Source organism: Pseudomonas sp. W4I3, from assembly GCF_030816195.1.
Classification (GTDB): Bacteria; Pseudomonadota; Gammaproteobacteria; order Pseudomonadales; family Pseudomonadaceae; genus Aquipseudomonas.
Genome location: NZ_JAUSXS010000001.1, coordinates 4,238,255 through 4,255,694, shown reverse-complemented (window position 1 = coordinate 4,255,694; position 17,440 = coordinate 4,238,255). Strand labels below are relative to the sequence as shown.

15 protein-coding genes and 1 pseudogene are annotated in these 17,440 nt (G+C 63.8%); 5 read left to right on the top strand and 11 right to left on the bottom strand.

What is annotated here, in order from left to right:
* Window positions 1–2: 2 nt before the first annotated feature.
* The 5 genes from QF045_RS19235 to QF045_RS19215 all read left to right on the top strand — a co-directional run bounded on the left by QF045_RS19235 (window position 3) and on the right by QF045_RS19215 (window position 5,974).
* Window positions 3–1,511 (top strand): sugar ABC transporter ATP-binding protein, encoded by a 1,509-nt coding sequence (locus QF045_RS19235; RefSeq protein WP_306493616.1) that lies wholly within the window; start codon window positions 3–5, stop codon window positions 1,509–1,511.
* Complete coding sequence (locus tag QF045_RS19230; protein WP_306493615.1) at window positions 1,477–2,469, top strand: ABC transporter permease; 993 nt, start codon at window positions 1,477–1,479, stop codon at window positions 2,467–2,469. The genes QF045_RS19235 and QF045_RS19230 overlap by 35 nt, the downstream gene beginning before the upstream one ends.
* A 27-nt stretch (window positions 2,470–2,496) precedes the next feature.
* Window positions 2,497–3,576, top strand: coding sequence for an alcohol dehydrogenase catalytic domain-containing protein (locus QF045_RS19225; RefSeq protein ID WP_306493614.1), 1,080 nt, complete (start codon window positions 2,497–2,499; stop codon window positions 3,574–3,576).
* Window positions 3,577–3,578: 2 nt separating this feature from the next.
* A complete protein-coding gene (locus QF045_RS19220) occupies window positions 3,579–5,156 on the top strand; it encodes an FGGY-family carbohydrate kinase (RefSeq protein WP_306493613.1) in 1,578 nt (525 codons plus the stop codon).
* Window positions 5,157–5,248: 92 nt separating this feature from the next.
* Window positions 5,249–5,974 (top strand): SDR family oxidoreductase, encoded by a 726-nt coding sequence (locus QF045_RS19215; protein WP_306493612.1) that lies wholly within the window; start codon window positions 5,249–5,251, stop codon window positions 5,972–5,974.
* Here the strand turns inward: QF045_RS19215 and QF045_RS19210 are convergent.
* From QF045_RS19210 to QF045_RS19160, 11 genes and pseudogenes are all read right to left on the bottom strand, one after another.
* Entirely contained in the window at window positions 5,971–6,975 is a 1,005-nt protein-coding gene (locus QF045_RS19210) for a LacI family DNA-binding transcriptional regulator (protein ID WP_306493611.1), read from the bottom strand. The genes QF045_RS19215 and QF045_RS19210 overlap by 4 nt on opposite strands.
* Before the next feature lie 58 nt (window positions 6,976–7,033).
* On the bottom strand, window positions 7,034–7,897 hold the full coding sequence (locus QF045_RS19205; protein WP_306493610.1) for a LysR family transcriptional regulator: 864 nt from the start codon (window positions 7,895–7,897) through the stop codon (window positions 7,034–7,036).
* 496 nt (window positions 7,898–8,393) lie between these two features.
* Window positions 8,394–9,800 (bottom strand): amidase, encoded by a 1,407-nt coding sequence (locus QF045_RS19200; RefSeq protein ID WP_306493609.1) that lies wholly within the window; start codon window positions 9,798–9,800, stop codon window positions 8,394–8,396.
* Window positions 9,797–11,066: pseudogene (locus QF045_RS19195) on the bottom strand (Zn-dependent hydrolase). Before QF045_RS19195 ends, QF045_RS19200 begins: the two are co-directional and overlap by 4 nt.
* 13 nt (window positions 11,067–11,079) lie before the next feature.
* Complete coding sequence (locus tag QF045_RS19190; RefSeq protein WP_306493608.1) at window positions 11,080–11,775, bottom strand: ABC transporter ATP-binding protein; 696 nt, start codon at window positions 11,773–11,775, stop codon at window positions 11,080–11,082.
* Window positions 11,775–12,524, bottom strand: a complete 750-nt coding sequence (locus tag QF045_RS19185) for an ABC transporter ATP-binding protein (RefSeq protein ID WP_306493607.1) — start codon at window positions 12,522–12,524, stop codon at window positions 11,775–11,777. Before QF045_RS19185 ends, QF045_RS19190 begins: the two co-directional genes overlap by 1 nt.
* On the bottom strand, window positions 12,521–13,531 hold the full coding sequence (locus QF045_RS19180) for a branched-chain amino acid ABC transporter permease (protein ID WP_306493606.1): 1,011 nt from the start codon (window positions 13,529–13,531) through the stop codon (window positions 12,521–12,523). The genes QF045_RS19185 and QF045_RS19180 overlap by 4 nt, the downstream gene beginning before the upstream one ends.
* A 1-nt stretch (window position 13,532) precedes the next feature.
* The gene (locus QF045_RS19175; RefSeq protein ID WP_306493605.1) at window positions 13,533–14,393 is read right to left on the bottom strand and encodes a branched-chain amino acid ABC transporter permease; all 861 of its coding nucleotides are present in this window, start codon (window positions 14,391–14,393) and stop codon (window positions 13,533–13,535) included.
* Window positions 14,394–14,434: 41 nt separating this feature from the next.
* The gene (locus QF045_RS19170) at window positions 14,435–15,637 is read right to left on the bottom strand and encodes an ABC transporter substrate-binding protein (RefSeq protein WP_306493604.1); all 1,203 of its coding nucleotides are present in this window, start codon (window positions 15,635–15,637) and stop codon (window positions 14,435–14,437) included.
* Window positions 15,638–15,780: 143 nt separating this feature from the next.
* The gene (locus QF045_RS19165) at window positions 15,781–16,548 is read right to left on the bottom strand and encodes a FadR/GntR family transcriptional regulator (RefSeq protein ID WP_306493603.1); all 768 of its coding nucleotides are present in this window, start codon (window positions 16,546–16,548) and stop codon (window positions 15,781–15,783) included.
* A 103-nt stretch (window positions 16,549–16,651) separates the two neighbouring features.
* A complete protein-coding gene (locus QF045_RS19160) occupies window positions 16,652–17,407 on the bottom strand; it encodes an alpha/beta hydrolase (RefSeq protein WP_306493602.1) in 756 nt (251 codons plus the stop codon).
* Window positions 17,408–17,440 lie beyond the last annotated feature (33 nt).

Sequence of the window (17,440 nt, the reverse complement as noted above, 5' to 3'; positions counted from 1 at the left end):
GTATGAGCAGTCTTCTGAAGCTGGAAAATATCTGTAAGCGTTACCCGGGGGTACAGGCCCTCAAGTCCATCAACCTGCAAGTGGAGCGCGGCGAAATACACGCGTTGCTGGGGGAGAATGGCGCGGGCAAATCGACCCTGATGAAAATCCTCGGCGGCGTCGAGCATCAGGACGAAGGGCAGATCCTGATCGACGGCCAGGCCCGGCAATTCGCGACCTACCGGGATGCGATCGCGGCCGGCATCGGCATCGTGTTCCAGGAGTTCAGCCTGATTCCCTACCTTACGGCGGTGGAAAATATCTTTCTCGGCCATGAGCTGAGCAACCGCTTCGGGCTGTTGCGCAAACGCGACATGCGCGAGGCCAGCGAGGCGCTGTTCAAGCGCCTGGGCGTGTCGATCAACCTCGATTGTGCGGTCAAGTACCTGAGCGTGGCCGAGCAGCAGTTCGTCGAAATCGCCAAGGCCCTGGCCCTGGATGCGCGCCTGCTGGTGCTCGATGAACCCACCGCCACCCTGACCCCCAGCGAAGCCGAGCTGCTGTTTCAGATCATGCGCGAGCTCAAGCGTCAGGGCGTTGCGGTGATCTTTATCTCGCACCATCTGGAAGAAATTTTCCAGGTGTGCGACCGCATCAGCGTGCTGCGCGACGGCGGCAATGTGGGCGTCACCGATGTGGCCGACAGTGATATCGACCGCTTGGTCGAGATGATGGTCGGTCGCCGCCTGGAATGCAGCTTCCCGCCCAAGCCCACCACTGAGCGCGGGCCGTTGCTGCTGGAGGTCAAGGACATCCAATTGGTACGTGACGGCCCGCATAACCACTTCGACTTGCACCAGGGCGAAATCCTTGGCTTTGCCGGATTGGTCGGTTCCGGCCGTACCGAGCTGGCCCTGGGCATGATGGGCGCGCTGCCCTCGGTGAGCAAAGAGGTGTGGCTGCGCGGTGAAAAGGTCAGCCTCGACGACCCGGCCCAGGCACTCGCCCATGGCATCGGCCTGTTGCCCGAAAGCCGCAAGAGCGAAGGGCTGATCACCGACTTCAGCATTCGCGAAAACATCTCCTTGAACAACCTGCCCAAATACCAGAACGCCAGCGGGCTGATCGACAAGGCCAGGGAATGCGCCAGCGTCGAAGCGCTGATGCGCCAGCTGTCGATCAAGGCGCCCAGTGCGGAAAGCCGGGTATTGAACCTCAGCGGCGGCAACCAGCAAAAAGTCGTGATCGCCCGCTGGATCAACCACCACTGCGACGTGCTGGTGTTCGACGAACCCACCCGTGGCATCGACGTCGGCGCCAAGGCACAGATCTACGCGCTGATGCGCAGCCTCACCGAACAGGGCTACGCAATCATCATGATTTCCTCCGAACTGCCGGAAGTCATCGGCATGTGCGACCGCGTCGCGGTGTTCCACAAGGGCGCGATCGTCAAGGTCCTGGAAGCGTCCGCCGTCAATCCTCAAGAGGTCATGCGCCATGCAACAGGGGGCTCAAGTGAATACGTCCATTAACACCGCAGCCGGCAGCCGGTTGCGCCTGAACCTGGCGCGGTTGCTGCGCTCGCCGGCGTTCTATCCCTTCGTGGGCCTGGTGGTGGTGACCCTGGTGATGATTCTCGCCAGTGACACCTTTCTCACCGCCAGCAACCTGTCGAACATTGCCCGCCAGGTGTCGATCAACGCGATTATCGCGGTGGGCATGACCTGCGTGATCCTCACCGGTGGCATCGACTTGTCGGTGGGGCCGGTGATGGCATTGTCCGGCACGCTCACGGCCGGCTTGATGGTCGCCGGCGTACCGCCAGGCCTGGCCATCGGCGCCGGAATGCTGGTGGGCGTGGCCTTCGGCATCGGCAATGGCCTGTTCGTGGCCTACCTGCATATGCCGCCGATCATCGTGACCCTGGCGACCATGGGCATCGCCCGTGGCCTGGGGCTGATGTACACCGACGGCTATCCGATTTCGGGGCTGCCGGAGTGGTTCGCCTTCTTCGGCCGCTCCAGCGTTTTCGGCATGCAGGTGCCGATCCTGATCATGTTGCTCACCTATCTGGCCGCCTATGTGCTGCTGCAGCACACCCGCATCGGTCGCTACATCTACGCCATCGGCGGCAATGAAGAGGCGGTGCGCCTGTCCGGCGTGCGTGCGGCGCGCTTCAAGCTGCTGGTGTACGGCATCAGCGGCCTCACCGCCGCGATTGCCGGGCTGGTGCTGACTTCACGCTTGATGAGCGGCCAGCCGAATGCCGGCGTGTCGTTCGAGCTGGACGCGATTGCCGCCGTGGTACTGGGCGGTGCGTCGATTGCCGGCGGGCGCGGCGTGATCGTCGGCACACTGCTGGGCGCCATGCTCCTGGGCGTATTGAACAACGGCTTGAACATGCTCGGCGTATCGCCATACGTCCAGAGCGTGATCAAGGGCGGGATCATTTTGCTGGCGATCTTTATCAGCCGTCAGCGCCATCGATAAACACCTCTCCACACAGGACCGAACACCATGGACAAGCACACTCACATGCAAGCCGTCGTCTGCCACGGCCCGAAAGACTATCGCCTGGAGCGCATCGGCCGGCCCCGGGCCCGCGCCCATGAACTGGTGATCCGCATCGCCGCGTGCGGCATCTGCGCCAGCGACTGCAAGTGCCACTCTGGCGCTGCGATGTTCTGGGGCGGCGACAATCCCTGGGTCAAGGCGCCGGTGGTGCCGGGCCACGAGTTTTTTGGCTATGTGGTGGAGGCGGGCGAGGGCGCTAAGGAACACTTCGAAGTGGCGGTGGGTGACAAGGTGATCGCCGAGCAGATCGTGCCCTGCGCCAAATGCCGTTTCTGCAAGTCGGGCAAGTATTGGATGTGCGAAGTGCACAACATCTTCGGGTTCCAGCGCGAAGTGGCCGAGGGCGGTATGGCGCAGTACATGCGCATTCCCAAGACCGCCATCGTGCACAGGATTCCCGAGTCGGTGTCCTTGGAAGACTCGGCGCTGGTCGAGCCGATGGCCTGCTCGATCCACACGGTCAACCGTGGCGATATCCAGCTCGATGACGTGGTGGTGATTGCCGGCGCCGGCACCCTGGGCCTGTGCATGGTGCAAGTGGCGGCGCTGAAGACGCCGAAGAAACTGGTGGTGATCGACATGGTCGACGAGCGCCTGGAATTGGCGAAGAAGTTCGGCGCCGATGTGGTGATCAACCCGTCCCGCGACAACGCCCGCGCGATCATCAACGGCCTTACTGATAACTACGGCTGCGACGTGTACATCGAGACCACCGGCGTACCGGCCGGCGTTACCCAGGGCCTGGACCTGATCCGCAAGCTCGGGCGTTTCGTCGAGTTCAGCGTGTTCGGCGCCGAGACCAGCGTGGACTGGTCGATCATCGGCGATCGCAAGGAGCTGGACGTGCGCGGTGCCCACCTCGGCCCGTATTGCTACCCGATTGCCATCGACCTATTCGAGCGCGGCCTGGTCACGTCCCAAGGCATCGTGACCCATGACTTCCCGCTGGATGACTTTGCCGAAGCCTTCGAGCTGGCCAACTCCACGAAGTCGATCAAGGTCTTGTTGAAGCCGGTGCTCTGACCATGAACTACGTGATGGGGGTCGACATAGGAACCCAGAGCACCAAGGCGCTGCTGGTGGATGCCCACGGCACGATCATCGCCCAGCACAGCCAAGGGTATCGCGTGGATACGCCGAAAGTGCGCTGGGCCGAGCAATGGCCGCAGGTCTGGCTGGAAGCGGTCGAGGCCTGTGTGGCGCAGTGCATGGGCAAGGCCTCGGTGGAGAAGGCGCAGGTCAAGGCGCTGTGCATCAGCAGCCTGTATGGCGGCTCGGGGATTGCGGTGGATGCGCAGATCACACCGTTGCATCCGTGCCTGATCTGGATGGACCGGCGGGCCGGCGAGCAGGTGCAGTGGGTGCGCGAGCACGTGGACCTGGACCGACTGTTCGCCGTCACCGGTAACTCGGTGGACAGTTACTACGGCTTCACCAAGATGCTCTGGCTCAAGCAGCACCGGCCTGAGGTGTGGGCGAACACGCGCTACCTGCTGCCGCCCAACAGCTATATCAACTGGTGCCTGACCGGCGCGCTGGCGGTGGACCATAGCAGCGCCGGCAATATCGGCGGTGTCTACGATGTGGCCGCGCGCAACTGGTCCGGCGAGATGCTCGAGGCACTGGGCATCCCGCCTTCGATGATGCCGGAGCGGTTGGTGTATTCCGGTGAAGTGGTGGGCGGTTTGCTGGAAGGCTGGGCCGATCGCCTAGGCTTGCAGGCGGGTACGCCGATACTCGCCGGCGGTGTGGATGCGGCCATGGCGACCCTGGCCGCGGGCGTCACGCAGCCGGGCAACCATGTGGCGATGATCGGCACCAGCATGTGCTGGGGCTACCTCAACCAGCAGGTGGATGCGCGGCATGGGTTGGTGAGCATGCCCCACGTCTACAACGGCCATCGCGACCTGTACATTTTCGGCGGCGCGATCACCGCCGGGGCGTCGGTGAGCTGGTTTCGCGAACAGTTCTGCCAGGCCGAGGAGCAGCAGGCCAAAGCCACCGGCCAGGACAGCCTGGTGCTGCTGGAACGCAGCGCGATGGATATCCCGGCGGGCAGCGAGGGGCTGTTGTTCTTGCCGTACCTGATGGGCGAGCGCAGCCCGGTCTGGGATGACCGCGCCAGCGGCAGTTTTGTCGGGTTGAACCTGTACCACACACGCCTGCACCTGTACCGCGCCGTGCTCGAAGGGGTGAGCTTTGCCCTGCGCCACAACATCGAGGCCGGCACCCAGGGCGCGCATTCCCTCGACCCGCGCTTGATTGTGGTGGGCGGTGCGAGCCATTCGGATGTGTGGATGCAGATCATCGCGGATGTAACGCGCTACCCGGTGTACACCATTGTCCAAGAAGTCGAAGCGGCGCTCGGTGCCGCGTTGTTGGCGGCGCACACGGTAGGGCTGGTGAGTGATGGGGAGATGGACAAGGGCTGGGTGCAGTTGGCGCTGCGGGCGCAGCCCAAGCGGGAGAATGTTGCGATCTACGATCAGGCATTCAGCGAATACCTGAAGCTCTACCCGGCCTTGAAACCGATCATGCACAAGCTGCAGACAGCTGACCCAACCCGGTCCAAAAATGTGGGAGGGGGCTTGCTCCCGATATAGGTGGGTCAGTCACAGCTGCATTGGCTGATACACCCTCATCGGGAGCAAGCCCCCTCCCACAGGGGACTTTCATTGTTTCGGGAATTTTATTTATGCACGCCACCTTTGACTTCACCGGCCAGCGCATCCTTGTCACCGGCGCCAGCAGTGGCATCGGTCGCGAAATCGCCCGTCAGCTCTTGCTCAGCGGCGCCGAGGTGTTTGCCCTGGGGCGTGACGCGCAGGCGCTCGCTGAGCTGGGGTGCCGCACGCTGTGCCTGGACATTGCCGACAGCCGTGCCCTCGACACCGCCCTTAACGAACTGCCGCCGCTGCACGGCCTCGTCAACTGCGCCGGTATTTCCCGCCTGGAACCGGCCGCCGCCATCAGCGCCGAGGCCTTCGACCAGGTCATGCACGTCAATGCCCGCGCCGCTGCGCAAGTGGCCAGTCGCGTGGCGGCGAAAATGATCAAGGCTGGCCTGGGCGGCAGTATCGTCAACGTGTCCAGCCAGGCGTCGCTGGTGGCCCTGGACGATCACCTCGGCTACTGCGCCTCCAAGGCCGCGCTCGATGCGATCACCCGCGTGCAATGCGCTGAATGGGGGCGCTTCGGCATTCGCGTCAACAGCGTCAACCCCACTGTCACGCTGACGCCCATGGCGACCATGGCCTGGTCTGATCCAGCCAAGCGCGATCCGGCGCTGGCAGCGATTCCGCTGGGCCGTTTTGCGCAAACCGTGGAGGTGGCGTTGCCCGTGCTGTTCCTGCTCAGCGACGCCGCCAGCATGATCAGCGGCGTGAGCCTGCCCATCGATGGCGGCTACACCAGTCGCTAGCCGTTCTCCAATTGCCCCGCGATAACCACCTTGTCCCGTGGCTTGTGCGGGTCTTGCAGGCGATCAAGCAGCAGGCGCACCGCGCTGCTGCCGGCGAGTGAGGCGTCGTGGGCCACGCAGGCAATCGGCACGCCGAAAATATCGGCGAAGGGCAGGCGGTCGATGCCGCAGATGGTCAGGCTGTCGTGGGCGATGTTGTGCATGCGTAATGCACGCAGGGCGCCGAGGGTGATCAACTGGTTGAAGCCCATGATCGCGTCCGGCGCCGAGTGCGCGGCGAGGTAGTCGAGGGTGTGCAGGTAGGACGGCATCAACGTGTAGTCCCCGGCCTGCACTTCAACTTGCACCTGGGGATGCTCGGCCAGCACTTCGCGCAGGCCCTTGAGGCGCTCCACGGTGATGCGCGAGTGTTCGGGGCCGGTCAGCACCAGCAGGCGCTTGAGGTGTGGGGTCTGGCGCAGCAGGTAGTGCGCGGCCTGGATGCCGCTGTGGTAGTTGTCGAGCACCACGCGGCTGAACGGGCTGTCGTGGATCGTGCGGTCAAGCAGCACCACGGGCGTCTTGCCATTGCCCAGGCGTTCCAGATAGTCGGGTTGGTAGCTCGGCTCATCGGAAACCGGCGACAGGATGATCCCCGCCACGCGATACCCCAGCAGGGTATCGACGGCCTTGCTTTCCAGTTCTTCCAGCTCGTCGGTGTCCACCAGCATGATGGTGTAGCCGTGTTTTTTCGCTTCGCGGGAAATCGCCTTGATCATTTCGCTGTAGAACGGGTTGTCCACCGACGCGGTAATCACCCCGATGATCAGGCTTTCACTGCGCTTGAGCCCGCGTGCAAAAGCGTTGGGCACGTAGTCGAGTTCGCGCGCCACTTCCAGAATGCGCGCCAGGGTGGCGGGCTTGACCAGGTCAGGTTTGCTCAGCGCCCGAGACACGGTGATGGTGGTCATGCCCACCCGTTTGGCGATGTCGCTGATGGTGACGGACTTTTTCTTGTTCATCGATAAGGCTGCGAAAGGAAACACCCGCAGGCTAGCACGCGCGCAGGTGCGGGGTGATTCAAATCAGCGGGTCCCAGCGTTGCGACCAATCGTCCTCAGCCTTGACCACCTCGCGCAACAGCGTCAATGCCTGCTGCAGCACCGCTGAATCCCGTGCCCGCGCGTACACCAGGTAGGTCGGGAAGCTGAATTCCGGCGCCTTGGCCACCCGCTGCATCACGCCGCTGTCCAGGTAGCTCTGCACCACCCGCGTGCGGAAATACCCGGCGCCGCCGTTCTCCAGGATGTACTGCAACGCCAGCGGCCCCAGGTTGAAACTCACGGCGGCGCGTGCACGGTCGGGCAGGGCGGCGTCGTGCTGCTGGCGAAAGCCCGGGCCCCAATCGATATACACGTAGGGCTCGGGCTTGCTCGCCAGTTGCACCAGGATCAGTTTTTCTTCCAGCACCTGCTCCACCTGCAACCCCGGCCAGTATTGGGGCTGGAACACCAGCGCGGCGTCGAGCACGCCCAACTCCAACTGGCGCAGCAGGTACTCGCCTTCACGCACTTCCGTGCGCAGCGCGTGCCCCGGAATACGCTCACGCAGCGCCTTGGCCCAGCCGAGCATCAGCGGGTTGCACAGGCTGACTTCACCGCCGATGTGCAGCACGTTGCGATAGCCATCGGGCAATGGCAGGTCGCGGCGGGCAGCTTCCCAGGTCTGCAGCAACTGGTTGGCGTACACCACGAAGGCCTCGCCATCGGCGGTCAGCCTGGCGCCGGCGCGGTTGCGCACGAACAGCGTACTGCCCAACTGGTTTTCCAGGTTTTTGACCCGTGCGGTGATGGCGGTCTGGGTGACGTGCAGTTTTTCAGCCGCCGCGGCCAGGCTGCCGCAGCGGGTGATTTCGAGGAAGGTGCGTGCCAGTTCGATGTCCATGAAGCCCCCCGGGAATGAATGGAGGGCATTGTAGTGGAATGCGGTCAAAACTGTGGGAGGGGGCTTGCTCCCGATGGCGGCCTGACAGCCGACCAGGATGTTGGATCAGAGCGCGTACATATCCGTTGCTGCGGTAACGGCGGCTTAGGGTTCCGCCCTTACGGCGGGTCACTTTTGGAAAAGAGCCCCAAAAGTAACCCAAAGGGCTCTTGCCCCACCACTCGGCACCTCGCTCACGCTCGGTGTGCCCGTAATCCGACAGTGATTTGGGGGGCCGCCGCCACGCGCCATCCATGGCGCGGGGCGGCTAAACCGGCATCCCTGCCGGTTTACCCCCCAAATCACTGTCGAATTCCGGCCAGCGTGGTTTAACGGGGCGCCTAAGATCAAGAGCAAGAACAAGAGCGGCTTGCTTCGCATCGTGGTTACCGGAGGCTGCTACAAAGTTGTGTAGATACCTATGGCTATCGGGGGCAAGCCCCCTCCCACATTGGATCTACAGTGTTCTGGTGATCGGGGCTTGCAGGTGCTGGGTGGGGAATGCCTCGGCGTATGCCTGGCACACCCGCAACACCTGCTCATCGGCAAACCGCGCAGCCACCACATGCAACCCCACCGGCAAGCCATTCGCTGCCAACCCGCAGGGCACTGACGCGGCGGGTTGCTGGGTGAGGTTGAAGGGGTAGGTGAACGGCGTCCACTGCGTCCATTCCTGCAGGCCCGAACCCGGCGGTACGTTGTGCCCGGCCGCGAATGCGGTGATTGGCATCATCGGTGACACCAGCACGTCGTAATGCTCATGGAACGCCGCCATCCGGGCCACCAGCGCCGCACGTGCCTCCAGGGCCGCGTTGAAATCATCCAGGCTCAAACGCTCGCCCTGCTGTGCGATGCGCAGCAAACCCGGATCGAGCAGCTGCTTTTGCGCGTCGCTCATGCCGCGCGTCAAGCGCGCAGCGCCAGCGGCCCACAAAGTGCTGAACACCTCCAGTGGATCACTGAAGCCCGGGTCGATCTGCTCGACGTGGGCGCCCAACTGCGCCAGGCCATCGACGGCGGCGGCGATCACCTTGGCCACCTGCGGGTCGACCTGCACGTAACCCAAGGTGGGGCTGTAGGCGATACGCAATCCTTTCAAGTCGGTGCCCGGCGTCAGCCATGGCGTGGCCCTCGGCGCACCGATCAGCCCGTCCCGCGCGTCCGGCTGCGCCACGGCCTGCAGCATCAACACGCTGTCTTCCACGGTGCGCGTCATCGGGCCCAAGTGCGACAGAATCGTCATGGAGCTTGCCGGCCATTGCGGCACATAGCCGAAGGTCGGCTTGATGCCGAAGGTGCCGGTGAATGCACAGGGAATCCGGATCGAGCCGCCCGCGTCGCTGCCCTGGTGCAGCACGCCCAGGTTCAGCGCCGCCGCCGCACCGGCACCACCGGATGAACCGCCCGCCGTGGTGCGCGTGTCCCAGGGGTTGCGCGTGATGCCGTACAGCGGGTTGTCGGTGACGCCTTTCCAACCGAATTCCGGGGTGGTGGTCTTGCCCAGCAATACCGCGCCGGCCTTGCGCATGAACGCCGTAAACGGCGCGTCGACGTCCCACGGCCCGTCGGAGGCGGTGGTGCGCGACCCTTTGCGCGTGGGCATGCCGGCCGTCAACGTCAGGTCCTTGATCGATGCCGGCACGCCGTCCAGCGCGCCGCAGGGCTGGCCCTTGAGCCAGCGCTGTTCGGCGGCGCGCGCCGTGTTCAACGCGCCCTCCGGGTCCACATGGCAATAGGCGTTCACCACCGGGTTGTAGCGCTCGATACGCAACAGTGCATCTTCGGTGACTTCCACCGGCGACAAGGTCTTGTCGCGAAAATGCTGCAGCAGTTGCACCGCTGTCAGTTGGCCGATCTCGCTCATGGCTGAACTCCCTGCGCCGCATTGACCATCGCCCGCAACAACACCGCGCAGCCTGCCGCCAGGTCATCCGGCGCGGCGTTTTCGATTTCGTTATGGCTGATGCCGCCTTCGCACGGCACAAAGATCATCCCGGCCGGGCCGAGTTCGGCGACGAAGATCGCGTCATGCCCAGCGCCGCTGACGATATCCATATGGCTCAAGCCCAGGGCGCTGGCGCCGTCGCGCACGGCGTTCACGCAGTGGGGGTTGAAGTCCAGGGGCGGGAAGTCGGCGGTGGGGGTCAGTTCATACGTGAGGCCGTGCCGGGCGGCGCTGGTTTGGATCACGCTGCGCACTTCGTCGACCATCGCTTGCAGCTTGTCTGCGTGCAGGTGGCGCAGGTCGATCGTCATGTGCACCTGGCCTGGAATCACATTGCGCGAGCCGGGGGTGCAGGCTCAGGCAACCGACGGTGCCGCAGGCGTGCGGCTGCTGCTGATGGGCGATGCGGTTGACCGCGCTGACCACCTCGGCGGCGCCCACCAGGGCGTCCTTGCGCAAGTGCATCGGCGTCGGGCCTGCGTGGGCTTCGACGCCGGTGAGGGTCAGGTCGAACCATTTCTGGCCCAGGCAACCCATCACCACGCCGATGGTGGTGGCCTGGTCTTCGAGCACCGGGCCCTGTTCGATATGCGCCTCGAAATACGCGCCCACCGGATGGCCCAGCACGGCGCGGGAACCGGCATAACCGATGCGCTGCAATTCCGCGCCCACCGACAGGCCGTGCTCGTCTTGTTTATCGAGGGTGTCCTGCAGGTCGAACTTACCGGCGAATACCCCGGAACCCATCATGCACGGCGGAAAACGCGAACCTTCTTCGTTGGTCCACACCACCACTTCAATCGGCGCCTCGGTTTGTATGTTCAGGTCATTCAAGGTGCGGATCACTTCCAGGCCGGCCATCACCCCGTAGCAGCCATCGAACTTGCCACCGGTGGGCTGGGTGTCGATATGGCTGCCGGTCATCACCGGGGGCAGGGTGTTGTTGCGTCCGGCGCGGCGGGCAAAGATATTGCCGATGGCGTCGACGCTGACGCTGCAGCCGGCGGCCTCGCACCACTGCACAAAGAGGTCACGGGCCTGGCGGTCGAGGTCGGTCAGGGCCAGGCGGCACACGCCGCCTTTGGCCGTAGCGCCGAGCCGGGCCAGGTCCATCAAGGATTGCCACAGGCGGTCGCGATTGATCAGCGGGGCGTTGCTCTGCAGCGGTTGCGCAAAAGAATTCATGGGCATTCTCCGGTCAGGCACTCAGGGCCAGGTAGCGATTCTTGATGCTCGGGTCGGCGCGGAAATCCGCAGCGCTGCCTTCGTACACCACGCGGCCCTGTTCGAGTACGTAATGACGGTCGGCGAGCTTGTCGCACACCATCAGGTTCTGTTCCACCAGCAGCACTGGCAGGCCGTCGTCCTTGACCTTGCGCAGGATCTTCACCAGTTCGTCGACGATTACCGGCGCCAGGCCTTCGGTGGGCTCATCGAGGATCAGCAGCTTGGGATCGTTGAGCAGGGCGCGGGCGATGGCGAGCATCTGTTGCTCGCCGCCGGAGAGCGCATGCCCGGCATTCCTGCGGCGCTCCTTGAGGCGCGGGAACATGGCGTACACGTCTTCCAGTTGCCAGCGGCTGGTCTTGCGCACGGCGATGCGCAGGTTTTCCTCGACGCTGAGCAGGCGGAAAATCCCGCGGTTCTCCGGGACCAGCGCCAGGCCCTGGCGCGCGATTTCAAAAATCTTCTGCCCCACCAGCGCCTGCCCGTTGAAGTGGATCTGGCCCTGGCGCGGGCAGATGATCCCCAGGATGCTGCGCAAGGTGGTGGTCTTGCCGGCGCCGTTACGGCCCAGCAGCGTCACCAGCTCGCCGGGGTTGACGGTCAATGACACGCCTTCGAGCACATGGCTTTTGTCGTAGTAGGAGTGAATGTTTTCGACGATCAGCATCACGCCGCCTCCCCAAGGTAAGCCGTGCGCACACGTTCATCGGCACGCACGAATTGCGGCGTGCCTTCCACTAGGATCTGCCCGTGGCTCATCACCGTGATGCGTTGGCTGATGGACATGACGATGCTCATGTTGTGTTCGATCAGCAGCACCGTGTGGTCGCGGCCCAGGTCGCTGATCAGTTGGGTCATGATCGGAATGTCATCGATGCCCATGCCCGAGGTGGGCTCATCGAGCATCAACAGTTTGGGCCTGGAACAGATCGACATGCCCACTTCCAGCACGCGCTGCTGGCCGTGGGACAACTCGCCGGCCAGGGTCTCGGCGCGGGCGGTCAGTTGCAGGCGCTCCAGCACCTGGTCGGCCATCTCCAGGTGCTCGCGCTTGCTGTCCACGCGGCGCCAGAAATTCAGGGCGCGCGCGCCGTCACGGCCTTGGGCGGCCAGGCGCAGGTTTTCACGCACGCTGAGGTTCTGGAACAGGCTGGTGAGCTGGAACGAGCGCGCCATGCCCAGGCCGACGCGGCCATGGGCGGGTTTGCGCATCAGGTTCTTGCCGTCGAAGTGGATCGCACCGGCGGTGGCCTGGCGTTCACCGGTGAGGCAGTGGAACAGGCTGGTCTTGCCCGCACCGTTGGGGCCGATGATGGTGTGGATGGTGCCGGCCTCGACCTTGAGGTTGACGCCGTTCACCGCATGGAACGCGCCATAGGCCAGTTCCAGGTCTTGAGTTTCCAGCAAAATGCTCATTGCACGTGCTCCTTTGCCACGACGCTGGGCGTGCGACGGCCGCGTAGTTTTTCGAACACAGCGGCCAACCCGCCCCACAAGCCGCCGCGCATAAAGATCACCACCAGGATCAGGATCACCCCCAGCAGCATCAGCCAGCGCGGCCACAGGTCCGACAGGAAATCCCCCAGCAGCACGATGGAACCAGCGCCCAGCAACGAGCCGAACAGTGAGCCGGTGCCACCGACGATGGTCATGATCAGGATGTTCTCGGACATTGCCAGGTCGATGTTCGACAGCGGCACAAAGTGCAGCAGCATGGCGTACAGCGCCCCGGCAATGCCGGTGACCGCGCCGGACAATACGAACACCAGGATCTTGAAGTGCCGCGTGTCGTAGCCAATGGCCGAGGCGCGGGTTTCGTTTTCGCGGATCGCCATCAGGGTGCTGCCGAACGGCGAAGCGATCACCCGGCGCGCGCCGATAAAGATCAGCAGGAACAGCACGGCGACAAACCCGTAAAAGGCGCGGGCGTCGGCCAGCGACAGCAGCACAGTGTCACCGATGCGGATTTCCGGGCGCGGCACACTGAGCAGGCCGTTGTCGCCGCCGGTCCAGTCGCTCAGGGTGTAGGCGACGAAGTAGGCCATCTGGCTGAACGCCAGGGTGAGCATCACGAAGTAGATACCGGTGCGCCGAATGGCCAGGGCGCCCACCAGCAAGGCCAGGAAGCCACCGGTCAGGGCCGCGCCGAGCAGGGCGCTGAACAGACCCAGTTGCAGGTGGATCATCAGCAGCGCCGCGCAATACGCACCGGCACCAAAGAAGATGCCTTGGCCGAACGACAATAGTCCGGTGTAGCCCAGCAGCAGGTTGCAGGCCAGGGCGGCCAGGGCGAAGATCAGGATTTCGGTGGCCAGCGTCGCCGAAGGCAGGATCAACGGCAGGCCGATCAGCACCGCCACTACCCACAGCAACATCGCGCGCGATTGGGTCTTGGCAAACGGCAGGGGGTTTTTCTCGCTCATGTCAGGCTCTCCCGAACAGGCCGTAGGGGCGGACCAGAATCACCACGGCCATCGCGCCGTAGATCATCAGGCTCGCGCCCTGGGGCCAGAGTGTGGTCATCAGGCTTTGCACTACGCCCACCAGCAAACCGCCGACCAGCGCACCGCTGAACGAGCCCATGCCGCCGATCACCACCACCACGAACGCCACGCCGAGGATCTCCGGGCCAACGAACGGCTGGGCACCACGCAGCGGCGCAAACAGCACCCCGGCGACGCCGGCCAGGGCCACGCCGAGGGCGAAGGTCATGGAGAACAGGCGGAAAATATTGGTGCCCAGCAGCGACACGGTTTCGGTGCTTTCGCTGCCGGCGCGCACCAGGGCACCGAAGCGCGTGCGTTCCAGCAGCAGCCACAGGCCCAGGCCCACCAGCGCGGAAAACACGATGAGGAACAGGCGGTAGTAGGGGTAGACGAAGTCGCCGACCACCAGCACGCCACGCAGCAGTTCCGGCACCGCGACACTTTTGCCCACCGGGCCCCAGATCATCACGCTGGCTTCCTGGATGATCAGCGCGATCCCCAGGGTCACCAGGATCTGGAACATGTGCGGCAAGTGGTAGATCCGCTGGATCAGCAGGCGCTCGATCACCCACGCCAGCGCGGCCACCACCAGTGGTGCAATCAGCAGCGCCAGCCAGAAGTTGCCGGTGAGGCTGACGGCGGTGTAGCAGAGGTAGGCGCCCAGCAGGAAGAACGCGCCGTGGGCGAAGTTGACGAAGTTGAGCAGGCCGAAAATGATCGTCAGCCCGACCGCGATCAGGAAGTAGATCATTCCCAACCCCAGTCCGTTGAGTATCTGGAACAGGTAAAGATTAAGCATGCGCAAGCCCTCAGCAGGAAGCCGGTGCAACGTTCAGGGAATCAGGCGAGCGTGCAGCCCGTGGCTTCCACCGGCGCAAAGGACTGGCCGGCGCTGAGCACCTTGGCCAGGTCGTCCTTGTCGGCCATCTCGCCGGCGGCCTTGCCGATCAGCAGGTAGTAATCCTTGATCACCTGATGGTCGCCGGCGCGGATCGATTCCTTGCCGGTCGGGCCCTCGTAGCTCAGGCCCTGCATGGCTTTGGCCACGGTCGGCCCGTCGAAGCTGCCGGTCGCGATGATGGTCTCGAGCATCACCTTGGTGCTGATGTAATCGGCGGCCAGCGGGTAGGTGGGGTTGATGCCGTATTTGGCCTGGGTCAGCTTGACCAGCTCGCGGTTGAGCGGCGTGTCGACCTGGTGCCAGTACTGTGCGCCCAGGTACACGCCTTCGAGCACATCGCTGCCCAGTTCCTGAAACTGGTCGAGGCCGGCGGACCACACCAGCAGCACCTTCATGCGTTCCTTGATGCCAAAATTCACCGCCTGGCGCAGGGTGTTGGACGACTGGCTGCCGAAATTCAGCAGCACCAGCACATCGGGCTTGGTGGAGATGGCGTTGGTCAGGTAGCCGGAGAATTCCTGTTCCTGCAACGAGTGGTAGCTGTTGCCGACGTGCTCCAGGCCGTGTTCCTTGAGTACGTTTTTCGCGCCTTCAAGCAAGGCTTCACCGAACACGTATTGCGGGGTGATGGTGTACCAGCGCTTGGCGTCCGGCAGTAGCTTGATCAGCGGCACCAGGGTTTCGCGGATCGCGCCGTAGGTGGGTACCGACCAGCGAAACGTGGCCTTGTTGCAGTCCTTGCCGGTGACCTCATCGGCGCCCACCGGGGTCATGAACACGCCACCGACCTTGTCCACTTCCTTGGCCACCGCCAGGGCGGAGGAGGACAGCGTGCAGCCCTGGAAGAACCGCGCGCCGTCCTGCTGAATCGCCTCCTGCACCTTGCGCACCGCCTTGCCGGCATTGCCTTCGGTGTCGATGACCTTGTAGTTCAACGGGCGGCCGAGCAGCTCGGGGTGCTGTTCCACCGCCAGGCGCGACCCCATGTCGGCAAACTTGCCATAGCTGGCAAAGGCGCCGGACATGGACTTGAGGCCGTAAAAGGTAAAAGGCTCGGCGGCGAATGCCGAACGCACGCTCAGCGGGAGGCTGAGGGCGGAGGCGAAGGTGAGACTGGCTTTCAATAACGTACGACGCTGCATGGGGTGACTCCCTGGTTTAGTTTTATTGGCAGGAGCGGCAAGGGCGATACGGTGGAGCAAGGGCCTGTGGGCAGGCATTTTTATTGAGGTGAAGCGGTCTGTTGATTGGAATGCAACCCAGTGTGGGAGGGGCGGTGTTTGGGTTAAGAGTGGTCGAACTCCAGCAAGAAGTGCGGGCTCACCTGGCCTTCCAGGGCAGTCATATGGTGTTCGGCATCGCACATGTGTTCATGCATCAAGCTGCGCACCGCGCTTTCATCGCCGGCGCGAAAGGCGAGTAGCAATTGCTTGTGGTAGTCCAGGTTGGCCGCATCGAACTGCTTGCGCTTGGGCTTGTAGGCTTTTTTCAGCACCACCAGGTCGCGCAGCAGGTCGTTGAGAAACTGCGCCATGAAACTGAGCAGCGGGTTGGGGCAGGCCTTGGCCAGCAGGTTGTGAAATTCCAGTTCCGCCAGGCGCTGTTCGCGCTGGCCGGCTTCGCTGTCTTCGGGGGCGCTGCAAAAATCGACGTTGTCCTGCAAGGCCTGGTAGTCGTCCTCGCTCAGGCGCCCGAGCACCGACACCGCCAGCTCCACTTCGATGACCTTGCGCAGCTGGTACACCTGCTCACCGTCCAGGTGCTGGAAGTGCAGGTAATTGCGCAGTGCGCGGCTGGCGGGTTCGGTGCCGGCCTGGTTGAGATAGGCACCGCCACTGGGGCCGGTGCGCGTACTCACCAGGCCTTCGACTTCCAGCGCCTTGAGCGCTTCACGGGCCGAGCCCTTGGAGCACTGGAAACTTTCCATCAGCTCGCGTTCGGTGGGCAAGCGGTCGCCGGGCTTCAAGGCATCGGTGACGATCGAGCGCTTGACCGACTCGACGATCACATCGGAAAGCTTCTGGCGTTTGCGGCGTAGCGGACGGCTCAGCATGGGTTCGATTTATCATATTAATGCGGATAAATAGCACTTAATAACGATCGGGCCGCAGCGTCAACGCAGGGTGTCGTTTCTAGTATCAAGAGGTCGTAAACGGTCAATCCCAACCGCCACGGTCCAGACACCGTGTGGTCGAAGGTGGCTGTTTGCCGTACGCCAGAAATTCACCGAGCCAGCGACTGACGCAGCCATCGCCACTGGCCTGGGCGGGTTCCTTGAGCAGCAACAGGTCGATGCCGGAAGCAGGCGGTTCACCGCGCCCGCTGTTGACCAGCACCATGCGTGCGAGGCGTTCGGGGAACAGCGCGCCATAGCGGTTGCCGAGTCGCGTCGCATCGGCATTGCCGATATAGCTGAGCCGGGCCTCGCCCAGTTGCGCGCGCACATACTCCATATCCCGCGCCGCCTGTTCGATGGCGTTGTCCTGTTGCAGGTCGCGGCTGCTCAGTTCGATCACGTCATAGCGGTCGACCAGTGTGCGGTAAGCCTGGGTGGCGTAAGACTCCCAGCGTCCGGCCAGGTGCAGGGCAAACGTCGCGTTTTTGGACGTAGGAGGTTCACCGGACTGGATGAATACCACGCCCTCACGGTTGAGCGGGTCGCGCGCGCCGACGCGTGTCAGGCTCAGGCGTGTACGCCCGCGCCCAGGCGCGGCATGGTCGCGGGGCACGGTCACCCGGGCGCATTGGGTGCGGGCGAGGACTTCGGGGTCGAGCCGTTCAAATGCCGGAAAGGGGCAATCGAGTAACCAGTCAATGGCAGTGGGCGCGATCAGGTCTTCGGCCAGGGCCAGGTGTGCGAACAGCCAGCCGCCAAGGCAGACCAGGCATTTTCCAACAACGCTGGGTTTCATTAAAAGGTCCTGGAGCGCCGAGTGAAGGCGGCT